Origin of the sequence: Pseudomonas sp. fls2-241-TYG-175 (assembly GCF_030209155.1) — a bacterium.
Lineage (GTDB): Bacteria > Pseudomonadota > Gammaproteobacteria > Pseudomonadales > Pseudomonadaceae > Aquipseudomonas > Aquipseudomonas viridiflava.
Map to the genome: position 1 here is coordinate 26,636 of NZ_JARVSO010000017.1, position 16,556 is coordinate 43,191.

General features: G+C 59.9%; 13 protein-coding genes and 1 pseudogene. 3 read left to right on the top strand and 11 right to left on the bottom strand.

Going from position 1 to position 16,556, the window contains the following annotated elements; translation table 11 throughout:
* Nucleotides 1–178: 178 nt before the first annotated feature.
* The 3 genes from QRN20_RS14140 to QRN20_RS14150 all read left to right on the top strand — a co-directional run bounded on the left by QRN20_RS14140 (nucleotide 179) and on the right by QRN20_RS14150 (nucleotide 4,282).
* Nucleotides 179–1,477, top strand: coding sequence for a GGDEF domain-containing protein (locus tag QRN20_RS14140; protein ID WP_096767420.1), 1,299 nt, complete (start codon nucleotides 179–181; stop codon nucleotides 1,475–1,477).
* 168 nt (nucleotides 1,478–1,645) lie between these two features.
* Complete coding sequence (locus QRN20_RS14145) at nucleotides 1,646–3,424, top strand: acyl-CoA dehydrogenase C-terminal domain-containing protein (protein ID WP_122605600.1); 1,779 nt, start codon at nucleotides 1,646–1,648, stop codon at nucleotides 3,422–3,424.
* Nucleotides 3,425–4,120: 696 nt separating this feature from the next.
* Nucleotides 4,121–4,282 carry a YqaE/Pmp3 family membrane protein gene (locus tag QRN20_RS14150; RefSeq protein WP_004880105.1) on the top strand — a complete coding sequence of 54 codons (162 nt, stop codon included), beginning with the start codon at nucleotides 4,121–4,123 and terminating at the stop codon, nucleotides 4,280–4,282.
* 51 nt (nucleotides 4,283–4,333) lie between these two features.
* Here the strand turns inward: QRN20_RS14150 and QRN20_RS14155 are convergent, their stop codons facing one another.
* From QRN20_RS14155 to QRN20_RS14205, 11 genes and pseudogenes are all read right to left on the bottom strand, one after another.
* On the bottom strand, nucleotides 4,334–6,166 hold the full coding sequence (locus QRN20_RS14155) for a S9 family peptidase (RefSeq protein ID WP_285360610.1): 1,833 nt from the start codon (nucleotides 6,164–6,166) through the stop codon (nucleotides 4,334–4,336).
* Entirely contained in the window at nucleotides 6,129–7,289 is a 1,161-nt protein-coding gene (gene pqqE, locus QRN20_RS14160) for a pyrroloquinoline quinone biosynthesis protein PqqE (protein ID WP_413818024.1), read from the bottom strand. Before pqqE ends, QRN20_RS14155 begins: the two co-directional genes overlap by 38 nt.
* 1 nt (nucleotide 7,290) lies before the next feature.
* On the bottom strand, nucleotides 7,291–7,605 hold the full coding sequence (gene pqqD, locus QRN20_RS14165) for a pyrroloquinoline quinone biosynthesis peptide chaperone PqqD (RefSeq protein WP_004880098.1): 315 nt from the start codon (nucleotides 7,603–7,605) through the stop codon (nucleotides 7,291–7,293).
* Nucleotides 7,602–8,357, bottom strand: coding sequence for a pyrroloquinoline-quinone synthase PqqC (gene pqqC / locus QRN20_RS14170; RefSeq protein WP_004880097.1), 756 nt, complete (start codon nucleotides 8,355–8,357; stop codon nucleotides 7,602–7,604). Before pqqC ends, pqqD begins: the two co-directional genes overlap by 4 nt.
* 8 nt (nucleotides 8,358–8,365) lie before the next feature.
* Entirely contained in the window at nucleotides 8,366–9,277 is a 912-nt protein-coding gene (pqqB, locus tag QRN20_RS14175) for a pyrroloquinoline quinone biosynthesis protein PqqB (protein WP_122469122.1), read from the bottom strand.
* A 93-nt stretch (nucleotides 9,278–9,370) separates the two neighbouring features.
* A complete protein-coding gene (pqqA, locus tag QRN20_RS14180; protein ID WP_003422658.1) occupies nucleotides 9,371–9,445 on the bottom strand; it encodes a pyrroloquinoline quinone precursor peptide PqqA in 75 nt (24 codons plus the stop codon).
* A gap of 136 nt (nucleotides 9,446–9,581) precedes the next feature.
* Nucleotides 9,582–11,968 (bottom strand): annotated as a pseudogene (gene pqqF / locus QRN20_RS14185) (pyrroloquinoline quinone biosynthesis protein PqqF).
* 277 nt (nucleotides 11,969–12,245) lie between these two features.
* A complete protein-coding gene (locus QRN20_RS14190) occupies nucleotides 12,246–13,037 on the bottom strand; it encodes a carbon-nitrogen hydrolase family protein (protein WP_122469118.1) in 792 nt (263 codons plus the stop codon).
* Between the two features lie 15 nt (nucleotides 13,038–13,052).
* Nucleotides 13,053–14,732: a flavin monoamine oxidase family protein gene (locus QRN20_RS14195; RefSeq protein ID WP_004880091.1), complete on the bottom strand. Its 1,680-nt coding sequence runs from the start codon at nucleotides 14,730–14,732 to the stop codon at nucleotides 13,053–13,055.
* Nucleotides 14,733–14,884: 152 nt separating this feature from the next.
* Nucleotides 14,885–15,346: an Lrp/AsnC family transcriptional regulator gene (locus QRN20_RS14200; RefSeq protein WP_122425662.1), complete on the bottom strand. Its 462-nt coding sequence runs from the start codon at nucleotides 15,344–15,346 to the stop codon at nucleotides 14,885–14,887.
* Nucleotides 15,347–15,440: 94 nt separating this feature from the next.
* Entirely contained in the window at nucleotides 15,441–16,508 is a 1,068-nt protein-coding gene (locus QRN20_RS14205) for an FUSC family protein (protein WP_004880088.1), read from the bottom strand.
* Nucleotides 16,509–16,556: the final 48 nt, after the last annotated feature.

A 16,556-nucleotide genomic window follows, 5' to 3' on the forward strand; every position in this document is an offset into this window, starting at 1 on the left:
TGTCTGCGATCATCCAGCGTTGTATGGCTATTCACCATCAATCGATAAACCTTTTCCGTCTTCTGCCGTTACAGAATCAGTCACTGTTCAATCCTGCTGAATGCATTGTTTTCAGGATGAAGGCACAATGCTACCAATTCGGGTAATTACTCGGATTCCGGCGAGGAGACAGCCTCTTTTGTTACGTCCATCTGCTGCGCGACTGAGTCATTTTCTGCCGTCACTGGCATTGCTGGTGGCGGGGCTGGCGGCTGCGTATGTCAAAGACCTGAACGTGTTCTTCACCTCGCTGTTCAACGTGCTGCCGACTCTCGTGCTGCTGTTGGGCGGTGCCTACTGTGGTGTCTATCGGCGTCAGCGCGAGCTGTTTCTGATGATCACCGTGTACATCGCCTATTACCTGCTGGACACCCAGACCGACTATTACCGCGATTTCGGCAAGGTGCGCGAAGACGCTGCGGTGATCTTTCATCTGGTCTGTCTGTTGCTGCCGGTGCTCTACGGGCTTTATGCCGCGTGGGAAGAGCGCACGCATCTGTTTCAGGATCTGGTCGCACGGCTTGCGGTGCTGCTGGCCGTGGGCAGCGTCGCGCTGGGGCTCGAGCAAAGTTACCCGATGGCGTTGCAGACCTGGCTCGCCGACATTCGCTGGCCTGCGCTGCACGGCGCGTGGATGAGCCTGATCCAGCTGTCGTATGCGATGTTTTTGATCTCGTTCGCCGTATTGCTCTGGCAGTACCTGGAAAAACCCAGGCCGTTGCACGCGGCGCAACTCGTCGGTCTGCTGGGTTTATTCTGGGCGTTGCCCAAGACCTTCATTCTGCCTTTCACGCTGAATATTCTGTGCAGCCAGGTGATGCTGATGATCGCCGCCGCCGTTGCTCATGAGGCCTACCAGATGGCCTTCCGCGACGAGCTGACCGGCCTTCCGGGGCGTCGCGCATTGAACGAGCGCATGCAGCGTCTGGGGCGTAATTACGTACTGGCGATGAGCGATGTCGACCACTTCAAGAAATTCAACGACACCCACGGCCACGACGTGGGCGATCAGGTGCTGCGCCTGGTGGCCAGCAAACTGTCGAAAATCACCAACGGCGGTGGCAAAGCGTATCGCTACGGGGGCGAAGAGTTCGCCATCGTGTTTGCGGCCAAGACCCTCGACGAATGCCTGCCGCATCTGGAAGCGATTCGTGAATCCATTGCCAGCTACGAAATCCAACTGCGCAACAAGGACAGTCGGCCACAGGACGACCAGCAAGGTCGTCAACGCCGAGGTGGCGCGCACACCGGCACCGTGTCGGTCACTGTCAGCATCGGTGTGGCCGAGCGTCAGCCGGAACATCGCACGCCTGAAGAAGTGCTCAAGGCTGCCGACCAGGCGCTCTACGCCGCGAAGGGCGCCGGGCGCAATTGTGTGATTTCTCACCAGCAGCAGAGCCGGCGCGGAGCCGTGCGAACCACCGAAGCGGCGACCTGATAAAACGTTTCTGACCAGTGACCTGTTATGACTTGATAGTCACGACACGACCCTATGTGTCTGAAATGTTGTTCGGGTAGACTCGTGTCTATCGACGGCTGATCCGTGTTCCCGACCGCAACGAATCAGCATTTACAGGTCTCTCGCTCCGTTTTCACGAGGTTTGCCATGGCTGATTACAAAGCGCCGCTGCGCGATATGCGCTTCGTCCTCAATGAAGTGTTCGAGGTTTCCAAACTCTGGGTTCAACTGCCGGCGCTGGCTGAAACGGTCGATGCCGAGACAGTCGATGCCATTCTTGAAGAAGCAGGCAAGGTCACCAGCAAGACCATCGCGCCACTGAGCCGCAATGGTGACGAGGAAGGCTGTCACTGGAAGGACACCGTCGTGACCACGCCAGCGGGTTTCCCTGAAGCTTATCGCACCTACGCCGAAGGCGGCTGGGTCGGCGTTGGTGGCAATCCTGATTTCGGTGGCATGGGCATGCCCAAGGTGGTCTCGGCTCAGGTCGAGGAGATGCTCAACTCCGCCAGTCTGGCATTCGGCCTGTACCCGATGCTGACGTCGGGTGCCTGCGTGTCGATCAACACCCATGCCACCGAAGAGCTGAAAGCCAAGTACCTGCCAAACATGTATTCGGGCGTCTGGTGCGGTTCGATGTGCCTGACCGAAGCCCACGCTGGTACCGACCTGGGCATCATCCGCACCAGGGCCGAGCCGCAGACTGACGGTTCCTACAAGATCACTGGCAGCAAGATTTTCATCACCGGCGGCGAGCACGACCTGACCGAGAACATCATTCATCTGGTTCTCGCCAAGCTGCCGGACGCGCCAGCAGGCCCGAAAGGCATTTCGCTGTTTCTGGTGCCCAAGTTCATGGTCGGCGACGATGGCAGCATCGGTGAGCGCAACACCGTGAGCTGTGGCTCCATCGAGCACAAGATGGGTATTCAGGCTTCGGCCACGTGCGTGATGAACTTCGATGACGCGGTCGGCTACCTGATCGGCGAGCCCAACAAGGGGCTGGCGGCGATGTTCACCATGATGAACTACGAACGTCTGGGTGTCGGCATTCAGGGGCTGGCGTCGGGCGTGCGTTCGTACCAGAACGCGGTTGAATATGCCCTCGACCGTCTGCAAAGCCGTGCGCCGACCGGTGCGCAGAACAAGGAAAAGGCCGCTGATCCGATCATCGTCCATCCTGACGTGCGACGCATGCTGCTGACCATGAAGGCATTCAACGAGGGTGGCCGTGCGTTTTCCAGCTACGTCGCCCTGCAACTGGACATCGCCAAGTTCAGCGAAGACGACACGGATCGCAAGCGCGCCGATGACCTGGTTGCCCTGTTGACCCCGGTCGCCAAGGCATTTCTCAGCGATGTCGGCCTGGAGACCACCGTGCATGGTCAGCAGATATTCGGCGGTCATGGCTACATTCGTGAGTGGGGCCAGGAACAACTGGTTCGTGACGTGCGCATTACCCAGATTTATGAAGGCACCAATGGTATTCAGGCGCTGGACCTGGTCGGCCGCAAGATCGTCGGTTCCGGTGGCGCGTTCTACCAGTTGTTTTCGGATGAGGTGCGTGAGTTCATCGCCGCTTCGGACAGTTCGCTTGGCGAGTTCACCCGTCCTTTGGCATCAGCCCTGGACATGCTGGACGAGCTGACCAACTGGGTGCTGGACCGTTCGCGCAGCAATCCCAATGAGATCGGTGCGGCTTCTGTGGAGTATCTGCATCTGTTCGGTTACACAGCGTACGCCTACATGTGGGCGATGATGGCCAAGGCCGCCGTAGGCAAGGAAGCGCAGGAGGATTTCTACGCCAGCAAGCTGGGTACGGCGCGTTTCTACTTCGCCCGTCTGCTGCCGCGTATTCATTCGTTGAACGCATCAGTACGTGCTGGCAGCGAGTCGTTGTTCCTGCTGGACGCCGAACAGTTTTGAAACAGTAGCAGCGTGTAAGCATTTGCTTACACGTCGTGCTGCCATTTGGCCTCTTCCTTTAATTCGGATCCAAAGTTACTCTAAATCCATGGACGTAGCGCAGGATGCGCAATCAAACATAACAGGGACACGTAGGGAAGCCTGCCAGGATGGTGGGACGAAAGGGATGTCAGGGAAACAGTCTGGAAAACCTCGCTTCGGCGGGGTTTTCTTTGTGCGCGTGTTTTATATCCCCCACCCAGTGCCAGGGTTGATCGTTACCACGCTCTGCGCTCGGCGTTACACACAAGTCTGCCTCAACACTGATCGTGCCCATCACTCCGCGTGGGCATGCATCCCGTGACGCTCCGCGTCACAAATGGCACAGACGGAGGATTCAGTTAGCCGAGCGCATGACGTGGATAACGCTGTAGCTTGGGCACACATCTGCGCCACATTGAGAGCGGACGCGGAGCGTCCTGAGAGGCATTCCCACGCAGAGCGTAGGAACGATCATCATCGTATTCCTCCAAGAGGACTTGTGTATAACGATGAGCGCGCAGCGATGGACACGATCGGCGTCAGGTTCTCTCGCCGTTCACCCAGCGATTTATGCCGAAGAATGCTGGCGCCGTGCCAGAGCGGGTTGAACCCTCATCGATGCCCAGGGTCGATTAGCTGTATGGCCAATCAGAGCCAATCACTCAGGAGCTTTCCATGGACATCATTCGTATCATCTTCGCCATTCTGCTGCCCCCGGTGGGCGTGTTCATGCAAGTGGGTCTGGGCGGCGCTTTCTGGCTGAATATCCTGCTGACCCTGTTCGGTTACATCCCGGGCATCATCCACGCGATCTACATCATCGTTTCGCGTAAGTAAGCAGTCAGCGCTTCAAGGTGCTGCGGTTGATCGTTCCCGGCGCGGGAACGATCATACGGCGCCGTCCAGAACATCCCGGTAAAAACGCCATTCCCTTTCCAGCGCATCTGCCAAGTTCGCCGCCTTGCGGAAGCCGTGGTATTCGTCCGGGTAAAAGTGTCCTTCGGCCTTGATGCCCTTGTCCTGCAAGGCCTTGAGCATGTCACGGGTCTGCGCCGGGACCACTACGGCATCCAGTTCGCCCTGAAAAAAGATCACCGGTACGCTGATGCCGTCAGCGTGCAACAGTGGTGTTCTCGCCTCGTAGCGCTCAATGTCTTCAACCGGGTCGCCAATGAGCCAGTCCAGGTAATCACCCTCGAACTTGTGAGTCGCCCGTGCCAGTGCAACCGGGTCGCTGACGCCATACAGACTCGCGCCCGCCCGAAAGACATCATGAAACGCCAGTGCGCACAGCGTGGTGTAGCCACCAGCGCTGCCGCCACGGATGAACGCCTGATTCGCGTCGATCAAGCCTCTGTCGGCCAGATGGGCAACGACTGCGCAGGCGTCCTCGACATCCGCCACGCCCCAGGTCAGGTGCAGGGCCTGGCGATACTCACGGCCATAGCCCGAGCTGCCCCGGTAGTTGAGGTCGGCGACGGCGAAACCGCGATGGGTCCAGTATTGAATACGTGGGTCTAGCACCGGATAGCAGGCCGAGGTCGGGCCGCCGTGAATGAACACCACTAGCGGCGGCTTTTCTGCACCGGTCATGGCCGGATAGAAATATCCGTAAGCCTCGGCATCACCGCTCGGGTAGCACAACGACTCGGGACGACTGATCTGCTCGGGCGGCAGTGGCGACGTCCCTCCAGCCACAACCTGCACGCTTTTGTCAGCACGAGAAATAGCGAGCACCGCCGACGTGCTGATGGCCGACGTGGCGATGCAATAGATGTATTCCTCATCCAGCGCCAGACTGCGAAAGCGGCTGTAACCGGCGCTGAAGTCAGTCACCGAGCCCTCGGTGTCGCTCAAGCCAAGAATGCCCGAGCCGTCCTGCGACCAGCAGGCGAGAAAACCATCGCTGAGCGGGAGCCACGTGCACCCGCCCAACTGCCAGGGTGCTGGCGAATGGTCCGCTGCCGCCGCTTTCAAGGGGACGAAGCCAGACGCGGACTCAGTCCAGGGCTGCCAGAACCCGGCCCGGTCAGTCAGGCAGTACAAACGGCCCTGCGCATCGAAGCGTGGCTGCTGCAAGGATTCTTCTGCGTCATCGCCCGCGATGCACAGCGCCTTACCCCAACTGCCGTCATCCTGCTTCGCTGCGCACATGAGGCGCGTAACCGTCCAGGGCTGATGCGGGCGCTGCCACTCAACCCAGGCCAATCGCCTGCCATCGGCGCTGACGACTGGCGAGGCGTAGAAGTCCGCGCCTTCCGCCAGCAATCGACGTTGCCCGTCAGCCAGATCGATGCTCACCAGCCGGTGGGTTTTATGGTCTTCTTCAACGGCGAGGATCTGGCCATTGGTATGGAATACGCCGCCGTAGCGTTTATCGCCCTGAGTCAGCGACACCGGCGTACTGCCGTCCAGCGGCTGACGATACAGCTGTTGATCGCGCTCGTTGACGAACACCACCGCGTCATCGGCCAGGCAGAATGATCCTCCGCCGTACTCATACACTCGGCTGCGCACGCTGAAGCCATCGGGCGTCAGGCAGCGGCTATCGCCCGCGTACCATTGCCAGATACGGCAGGCGCCGTCTTCAGGGCGGAATTCATTCCAGAACAGGCCTGCCGAGCTGACATCCAGTTCGGCGAAGTCCACGCCTGCAGCGACGGCCTGGGCTGCGGAAAGCGGCTCAGGACGATTTGGCGATGAGTCTTGAGTTTCGTTCATTGCGGAAGGCCAGCTCTTCAATGGTTTGGGTGGCAGTCTCGGATTCTTCGCGAGCCTGCGTGATCATTCCGTGGTGCTGGGACTTGCTGCACACCGGATCGGCATTGGCAGCGTCGCCGGTCAGCATGAAAGCCTGACAGCGGCAGCCGCCGAAGTCCTTTTCCTTTTCGTCGCAGGACCGGCAGGGCTCGGGCATCCAGTCATAACCGCGAAAGCGGTTGAAGCCGAACGAGTCATACCAGATGTGCTGCATGCTGTGCTCGCGCACGTTGGGAAACTGGATAGGCATCTGACGCGCGCCGTGGCACGGCAGGGCGGTGCCGTCCGGTGTCACCGTCAGGAAGATGCTGCCCCAGCCGTTCATGCAGGCCTTGGGGCGTTCTTCGTAGTAATCGGGGGTGACGAAAATCAGTTTGCACGGATGATTTTTCGCTTCCAGCTGTTCACGGTACTGGTTAGTGACAGCTTCGGCGCGTACCAGTTGATCCTTGGTCGGCAGCAGGCCGATGCGGTTCAGGTGCGCCCAGCCGTAAAACTGACAGGTCGCCAGCTCGACAAAATCCGCCTCAAGGGCCAGACAGAGTTCGATGATCTTGTCGATTTTGTCGATGTTATGCCGATGGGTCACGAAGTTCAGCACCATCGGGTAGCCATGCTTCTTCACGGCGCGGGCCATTTCCAGCTTCTGCGCGAAGGCTTTCTTCGAGCCGGCGAGCATGTTGTTCACCTGCTCGTCGCTGGCCTGAAAGCTGATCTGGATATGGTCCAGACCGGCCTCCTTGAACGCGATGATTTTCTCTTCGGTCAGGCCGATGCCCGAGGTGATCAGGTTGGTGTAGTAACCCAGCCGTCGCGCCTCGGCGATCAGTTCGGCCAGGTCCTGACGCACCAGCGGTTCTCCGCCGGAAAAGCCGATTTGTGCCGCACCCATCTGCCGGGCTTCCTGCATCACCTTGAACCACTGCTCGGTGGTCAGCTCCTGACCCTGTTTTGCGAAGTCGAGCGGGTTCGAGCAATACGGGCATTGCAGCGGGCAGCGGTAGGTCAGTTCGGCCAGCAACCACAGCGGCAGGCCGGTTTCCGGCCTGGGCGGTATCAGGGGGCTGGAGGTTGCGAGTGTCATGTCAGTCAAGAGTGATCCAGTGTTTTTCCTGGGCGACCTTCATGAAGTCATCGACGTCCATGCCCAGTTCGGGAACGTTGGGGAATTTGTGTTCCAGTTCTTGAATGATGGCAGCGACCGTTCGCTGTCCATCGATCAGCCCGCCAATCCAGCCGGCACTGTCATTGAGCTTGATCATGCCTTCGGGGTACAGCAGCACATTGCCGTTCTGGGCAGGCTCGAACTGGAAGCGATAGCCTTGACGCCACTTGGGGACCTTGTTGCGAAATGCCAGGCGTTCCGGGTTCGAATTGTCTTTGTGAGTATGAACGTTCATAGCGCGATTCCCTTATGCCAGACCCTCTGGTCTGTGACGCTGTGATAGGGCGGGCGGTTCAATTCATACGCCATGGACATCGCATCAAGCATGCTCCACAGAATATCGAGCTTGAACTGCAGGATCTCCAGCATGCGCTGCTGGCCTTCATACGTAGTGTAGTGCTGCAGCGTGATCGCGAGACCGTGTTCCACATCGCGGCGTGCCTGGCCCAAGCGGGTGCGGAAATACTCGTAACCGGCCGGGTCGATCCACGGGTAATGCTGAGGCCAGCTGTCCAGGCGCGACTGGTGAATCTGCGGCGCGAACAGCTCGGTCAGCGAGCTGCTGGCCGCTTCCTGCCAGTTGGCGCGGCGGGCGAAGTTCACGTAGGCATCGACGGCAAAACGCACGCCCGGCAGCACCAGTTCTTGCGAGCGCAACTGATCCGGGTCCAGGCCCACTGCCTGACCGAGTCGCAGCCAGGCTTCGATGCCGCCGTCTTCACCGGGGGCGCCATCATGATCGAGCAGGCGCTGAATCCACTCGCGACGAATCTCGCGGTCCGGGCAGTTGGCCAGAATCGCGGCGTCCTTGAGCGGAATGTTCACCTGATAGTAGAAGCGGTTGGCGACCCAGCCCTGAATCTGTTCGCGAGTCGCGCGGCCTTCGTACATCGCCACATGATAGGGATGGTAGATGTGGTAATACGCGCCCTTGGCCCGCAGGGCCTGCTCGAATTCGGCGGGGGACAGCGCAGTGGCTTCGCTCATGTCGGCTCCTAAAGCTCGATACTCATGCCATCGAAGGCAACTTCGACGTTGCGGCGGACCAGTTCGGCGCGCTCGGGAGAGTCTTCGTCGAGGATCGGGTTGGTGTTGTTGATGTGGATAAGCACCTTGCGCTGGGTCGGGAAACCTTCCAGCACGTCGAGCATGCCGCCGGGACCGTTCTGGGCCAGATGGCCCATTTCCCGACCGGTGCGAGTGCCCACGCCACGGCGCTGCATCTCGTCGTCGTCCCACATCGTGCCGTCGACCAGCAGGCAGTCGGCGTCGCGCATCTTCTCGGCCAGCGCTTCATCGACCTTGCCCAGGCCCGGAGCATAGAACAGCTTGCCGCCGGTGCGGGTGTCTTCCACCAGTAGGCCGATATTGTCGCCCGGGTGCGGGTCGAAACGGTGCGGCGAGTAGGGCGGAGCGGCGCTGCGCAGCGGGAATGGCGTGAAGCGCAGGTTCGGACAGGCCGGGATTACGAAGCTGCCCTGAAGCTCGATGCGGTTCCAGTCCAAACCACCGTTCCAGTGCTTGAGCATTTCAAACAGTGGAAAGCCGGTGCTGAGGTCTTCGTGAACCATGTCGGTACACCACACCTGATGCGGGCAGCCTTCGCGCAGGCTCAACAGGCCCGTGGTGTGGTCGATCTGGCTGTCCATCAACACGATGGCGCTGATACCGGTGTCACGCAGCGCGCGGCCCGGTTGCATCGGTGCAAAGCCCTGCAGCTGGGCGCGAATATCCGGCGAAGCATTGCACAGCACCCAGTTCACGCCATCGTCGGACAGCGCGATGGACGATTGAGTACGCGCCAGCGCCCGCAGGCTGCCGTCGCGAAAACCTGCGCAGTTGACGCAGTTGCAATTCCACTGGGGAAAACCACCACCGGCAGCGGAACCTAGAATCTGGATGTACATGTCAGCTCCCTACCACATGACCCGAAACAAAAACAAAAGCAGCCCGACAATAAAAAAAGCCCCGGCGAACCGAGGCTTTACAGCGCACTGGAATCAGCGGCTTGCGAAGTACATGGTGACTTCGAAACCGATGCGCAAATCAGTGTAAGCAGGTTTAGTCCACGACATGGGAAAGCTCCTTCAGATAATGCTGCGGTTGGTGACTACATCTTAGTGCACGGGTAACGCCATACGTTCAGATGCTTAGGGAGCTATCTTACTCAATTTAACAATCCCGGAGGGGCCAAATCTCTACGAAAGACCGTTACCGTTCAGGTAACGATCCTTGCAGGCTGGGGCTGGTGGGCGATTGGCGAGGATGAGCCAGCCTGTGCTGGCATCACTCAACTGACGTGCGGCCGCGTTTAACGAGTGTGTATCCAGATTTGACAGAGCGACACGCAAGCAATCCGTATGACCTTCGGCATGCCCGGCGAGGTGTGCTTGCCAGCGCGCTTCGGCGGCCTGCTCGTGGGGCAGCGTCGACGGGTCCAGCTGCGCGCCCAACGCCTGACGTTGTTCAGGCAGATCGGCGTTGGCTATCAGTTCAGGCAGCGCACTCAAAAAGTCCTCGATATGCGCGACGAGCTGATCGACATCGCTCACCGGTGACTGGACACCGAACAGCAGTCCGGTTGTTCCGTCGATCTGCCGGACGCCGCTGAACACCGCGTAGCCCAGTTGCAACTCGACCCGCAGCCGTTGGTAGAAGGGCGCTTGAAGCAGGTGAGCGAGCATGCGCCACGCAGCCTCATCCTCAGCCGATGCGCTGGGTGCCGGGCAGAACAGCACGACTGCGCTTTCCGAAGACGGCGACGCTTGCGTTTGCCAGCGCTTGCCTGGCTGATTCGCCCTGGGCGTTGGCAACTGTGCTTGCGGACTGCCTGGCGCGCTGGCCAGCGCTGCATTCACGCGAGTTTTGCAGCTGGCCAGCGCTGCATTCACGCGAGTTTTGCAGCTGCCCGGCAGCTTTATGGCAAGGCTCGTCCAGTTTGACGCGGTCCAGACACACTGCAGATCGCCGGTCTCTGGTCCTGCCGGTGTGTGTAAAAAGTGATCAGGCAGTTTCTTTAGCAACTGGCGAATCGGGATCAGCATCGGTTCACTTGCCGTTTGTCCGTAGCGGGCCAGCGTTTCAGGGGCTGGATGCGTCAATCGATGCAGACAGTGTTCGATAACTGCAGCAAACGGCTCAGGAAGTCCGACCAGTCCGAGTTGCCAGTACGTGCCGTAAGCACTGAACGTCAGGGTCACGCCGGCCTGTCGGGCGTCTTCAATCAGGTCTTTCAGGCTGTCATTTAGCAGTTGCCAGAGCGCGGGCTGCGGGTGCTGCAATATCCAGCGCAGGTATACGGCTGCTTCGTCGGCGACCGGCCGGGCGTCTGAAACCGGCAGTAAAAACGGATTGGGTGCAGGCAGACGCCAGATGACGTGTTCAGACGTCGAGTTATCCACAGCCGGAAGATTGATGAACGTGTCGGGACCGAGCTGGTTCAGTAATGTGCGCAACGCTTCGGCGCCTTGTTCGCTCAGCTCTGCCGGAAGATCGCGGCAATAGTGATGGGCCAGCGCCAAAGCGCCACTGACTTGCAACTGACGCTGCTGAATACGCCGATATTCTTCTGTGAGCGAGGGCCAGCTCTGTCTGAAAAACGAAAGCCAATCGAGCAAAAGACGCGCTGCGTCCAAGGGCGCGAGCGTGCTTGAGGCGCTTTTTTCAAACTTCACATCCAGCAGCAACTGCCCACCGAACTGATAGAGCGGCGCGGTTTTCAGCGAATCGATCAGGCCCCGCTCAATCAACGTCGCCACCAGTCCGCCCGGCTTTGCAGCGTTCATCCAATGGCACAGGAATGCGGCGGCCTCATTAGCCTTTTCCGGCAAACCTTCGCAGGCGAGTAACAGGTGCATATGTCGGGACTCGGTATCCGGCGCATGTGCAGCGTTTTGAGCCAATGGCGGCGGAGCGTGCTGCTCAATGCGCTGGCCGCTGGCGAACAACGCTCCGTAGCGCGTTGCCAACCTTTCGAGTTCGGCCAGCGACTGCGGCCCGCTCAGGCACAGCGTCATCTGCCCGGCCTGATAAAAGCGCTGGCAGAAGTCTTTCAACGCCTGCTGGAACGCTGGATTGGGCACCGACAGGCTGTAGCGATTGCCTGCATGAAAGCCGCGCAATGGATGCCGCGGATTTACCGACGCCAGCAGATGGTTCTGCTGGCGGGACTCGGCATCTCCTCGCCAGGCGATAAACTCGGCATGCAGTACTTCGCGTTCACGCAATTGGTCCGAAACTGTCATGCGCGGATGAGCGAGCATGTCACACAGACGCTCCAGACCGTCGGCAAAAACAGCGGGCGGCAGTTCGAAGAAGAAGTCGGTGGTGCGTTCGCGGGTGCTGGCGTTGATCTGACCACCGTGGCGCTGCACGAAGGTCATCAGGTTCTGCTCCTTGGCGAAACGCTCGGTGCCGAGAAAGAACAGATGCTCCAGAAAATGCGCCAGCCCCGGCCATGCCTGCGGCACATCATGACTGCCCGCCGCGACCCGCAACGAAGCAGCGCAGCGCTTGAGCCGCAGCTCATGGCACAGCACCACGCTCAGGCCGTTGGCCAGGGTGAAGCGTTCGATGGCAGACGTGTGCGGGGAGGGCATGGCGGGTCGCAAGGGCTGGGGAAACAGAGCGTCATGCTAGCGGATAATCAGGCCGCTTCGCGAGGTGCCGAGTTTTATGAACAGATCCGAACCCGATCGTGCCCATGCTCCGCGCTCATCGTTATACATAAGTCTGCTTCGACACTGATCGTGCCCTTCACTCCGCGTGGGCATGCATCCCGTGACGCTCTGCGACACATTCGAGAGCGGACGCGGAGCGTCCTGAGAGGCGTTCCCACGCTGGAGCGTAGGAACGATCATTATGATCGAGGGTGCCTTACCGTGCCGGGTACAAATCCGGCCTGCGATCCTTGAAGTAATCATTCACCACTCTGGCCTGCGTCAACTGCGCCCGGTCCAGCTCGGCGATCAGCAACGCCTCATCCTGCCCTGCCAACGCAGGACGGCTGCCATCCGGCGCGCAGACGCTGCTCAGGCCGCAATAGCGAATCTCGCCCTCGCTGCCGCAGTAATTGGCGTATACCACGTAACAATGATTTTCGAACGCTCGTGCCCGCACGGTCACGTCGCAGACGAAATCGAAGGGGGCCATGTTTGCGGTTGGCACCAGAATCAGCTCGGCACCGGCGAGTGCCAGGCGACGGGTGTTTTCGGGAAATTCCACGTCGTAGCAGATCAACATCCCCAGTCGCCAGCCGTTCAGCTCGATCACCGGACAAAGATCCGCTCCTGCGCTGAACATCGACTTGTCGAGATCGCTGAACAGGTGCGTCTTGCGGTAGTTGCCCACCCGGTCGCCCTGACTGTCGATCAACTGCACGGCGTTGTAGATCCGCTGTTCGGCGCTACGCTCCGGATAGCCGTACAGAATCGCAATCCCGTACTGCCGGGCAATCTCTGCGATGCGCGTCGCAGCAGGTCCGTCCTGCGCTTGCGCCAGCTCGGCGCAGGCCTTGGCGCCGATGTTGTAGCCGGTCAGAAACATCTCCGGGCAGACCAGCACCTGCGCACCTTGCGCGGCCGCGGCCTGCGCCTGACGTTCCAGCCGAATCAGGTTGCCGCTGACGTCCCGTGGCAAGGGCTCGCATTGATACAACGCGACACGCATGGGGATTTCCTTTTGTCAGTCGGCCAGCGCAATCGGGCCGATGTCATTGAACACGTCGCCGGGGCCGGGGTTTTCGGCGTGAGTCTTGCCGCCAAAGTGATTCATGATGCCCCACACCGCATTCAGCGACGTCTGTACCGCGCCTTCCACCCAGGCAGGCGTCCAGGACACATCGTCACCGGCGATGAACATGCCGCGCTGTTCGGCGGGCATGTCCTGCTGCATGAAGTGGGCGTACATGCGCTGGTTATAGCGGTAATGGCCGGGCAGCGCACCCTTGAAAGCGCCGAGGAAGTGCGGATCGGCTTCCCAGGAAACGGTGATCGGGTCGCCAATGATGCGCGCCGCGATGTCGACCTTCGGGTAGATCTTCTTCAGGGCGTCCAGTGCCAGCTTCACGCGCTTGTCGATGGGCTGCGGCAGCATTTTCAGCGCGTCGCTCATCCACGAATACGACAGGCAGATCACCCCCGGCTTGTCGTCGCCGTTGTCGAAGAGGTAGGTGCCACGGGTCAGACGATCGGTGAGGGTCATGCTCATCAGGTCGCGGCCGGTTTCCGGGTCCTTGTCTTTCCAGAACGGGCGATCGACCATCACGAAAGTTTTCGACGACTGCATGTAGCGCGTGCGGTCCAACGCCATCCACATCTTTTGCGAGAACAGCGTTTCCTCGCATTCAATCTGGGTGGTCAGCAACCAGCTCTGGCAAGTGGTCAGCACAGCGGCGTACTGACGGGTATCGCCCCAATTGTCAGTCACCGTCAGGTTGCCGTCTTCGCTGCGGGCGATGCGCTTCACGCCAGGACGGGGAGCACCGCGGTGCAGGGACGACAGGCTGGTGCCTTTGGGCCAGTGCTCGCAGTGGTCGGGCACATGGCTCCACAGGCCGACCGGCACCTGCTGCACGCCGCCGACAATCAGGTGCTGGTGTTCATCGCAGTTGGTCATGACCACGCGGAAGATTTCCAGCATCGAATTGGGGAAGTCCGAGTCCCAGCCGCCGGTGCCGAAACCGACCTGGCCGAACACTTCGCGGTGGTAGAACGAGAGTTTGGCGAACGCTTTGGACGTCGCGACGAAGTCATAGAACGTGCGGTCGTCCCACAGCGGGACGAGCTTGTTCCACAGCTCCTTGAGGCGCGGCACATCGCGGTCGCGAATCGCCTGCTGGATGTCGGCAAACTGCGAGCCGCTTTCCAGCGCGTCAGCCCAAGCGTCGGCGACTTCCTGAAACAGCGCGGGCAAGTCCGACAGCATCTGCGCGTAATAGGTGGTGCCTTCCAGATCGATGACCGTACTGCCCGAGGCCGCCGTCAGCGGGTTGGGGAAGGGTCTGGACTCAAGGCCCAGTTTGTCGACGTAATGAAAGAAGGCTGTCGATGACACTGGAAAGCGCATGCCGCCCAGCTCGGCGACGATGCCCTTGGCACCTTCGAATTCCTGCGAGCGCAGTCGTCCGCCCATCTTGGACGCTTCGTAAACCACCGGTTTAAGGCCCATCTTCATCAGTTCGTAAGCCGCTACCAGCCCGGCGATACCGGCACCGATGATCGCCACTTCCGCGCCATGCTGTTCCTTGGGGATGCTGCCCAGACCTTTCGGGTGCTCGATCCACTCATCGAAGGCAAATGGAAAGTCGGGACCAAACATAGTGATCGGCTTCTTGCCGTTGGCGGGGTGACGGTTGTTTTTCATGACTGACCTTGGTGGGCAACGGCGAAAAACAACAGTCTAGATAAGCGCGCGCACGTTAATAAGGCGCAAAGTGTCGTCGATATGATGTTTGTTTGTGCAAAGTTACGAAGATGGACGTTATTTTGATTGGATTTATGTCATTTTGCTTAGGATCAGACCGGTTGGCCCCGGTCGATCTTGCTGCTGAGGATGATCGAGGTGGTGGTCTTTTCCACGCCATCCACGCTGCCGATCAGGTCCAGCAGTTCGTCCAGCTGCTCGGGTGAGTCGGTGCGCAGCCAGGCCACGTAATCGAACTCGCCACTGACCGCGCACAGCTGTTGCACCTGCGCCAGCGCACTCAGCCGACGCAGCACTTCCTTGCCCGAACGCGGTTGCACAGTGATGCCGACATACGCCTGCAAACCGCCATCGACCACACGCTGGCCGAGACGTACGCCGTAGCCGGTGATCACTTTGGTGCTCTCCAGACGGGCCAGACGCGACGTGACCGTGGTCCGCGCAATGCCGAGCTGGCGGGCCAGTGTCGCGACACTTTCGCGGGCATTGATCTGCAGGGCCGCGATCAGCTTGCGGTCGATTTCGTCCAGTATTGGCGGGTGGGAAGTGGACACTGCTATCTCCATCAAAAGAACTACAGGCTACTGACGAAACACTTTTTGCGGGAGGCCTCCCACAGCCGTAAGTTTGCAGTGAGTCGGCGTTGTATCAGAACTTCCAGCGTCTCGCAGTCTTTGCCAGACGCGCCTGCAGGCCGTCCAGGTTGTGCGCCAGTTGCTGAGTCATCAGTTGATAGCCCACCAACTCAGCGGGAACTTCGGGTTTCACAGGGTTCGCCTCCGAAGAGCGCGCCAGCCGGTCGGTCGCGCCGGTCTGTAGCGCTCGGGCCATGCCGATCAACTGACGACGGACCTGCCTGTACTCGGTATCCAGCGATGCCTTCAACGATTCTCCCGCTATCTGGTCCAGATTGGCCGGGCGAATGTTGGCGAGGATTTCCAGCGTGCTCAGGCACATGCGGAAGTGTCCCTGAATGGCGTCCAGCTCGACCATCGACATCTTCACTTCCTTGGACACCGACGGCAGCAGCGAGCGCAGTTGCAGCATCGTGCCATTGAGCTTGGCGGTGAGCTTCAAATGCTCATCGGCTGTCACCGGCTGGCCCTGCACGATCCGTCCGTAAACCTTGGCGCAATCACGCAGTCCGCTGGCCAGGTTGTAGCGCCACGAAAACACAGCGTACAGCGGCAGGGCAAAGGAGAACGCCAGCGCCAGGGCAATACCGATCAGGATATCCACGGTGCGCCATAGCCCGTCGCTGATCGGGTTGTAACCATGACCCGCAACGATGAACAGTGTGATGGCCGACAACAGCGCGGTGTAACCGCCCTTGCCGATAGCGTGATAGGCAAAGAAACCGCACAGCACCGACATGATCGCGTAGGTCAGCAGCGGTATCTCCAGATAGCCCTGCTGCACCACGACCATCAGGCCCAGCCCCGCCCCGATCAGGGTCCCGTAGGCGCGCTCGACCGACTTCTTGCCGATGTTGCCGTGGTGCTGCAGACCGCCAATCACGATCAGCATCGTTACCGACGCCCACTCGCCATGGGGCAGATTGAGCCCGGTGGTCAGCAGAATGGTCACCAGCAAACCCACCGAAATCCGTGCCGCGTGGATCAGTCGCGCATTCCGATAACGGCGATACGGATCCAGCAAGGGACGCAGAACAGGGCGAAGCCAGGAAGGTATGTAAGCAGAGCGCGAATTCGTCATGCGTTAAAAGACCGCGAGGGTAGGGAAGAAATCCCTGATTGGATGGCG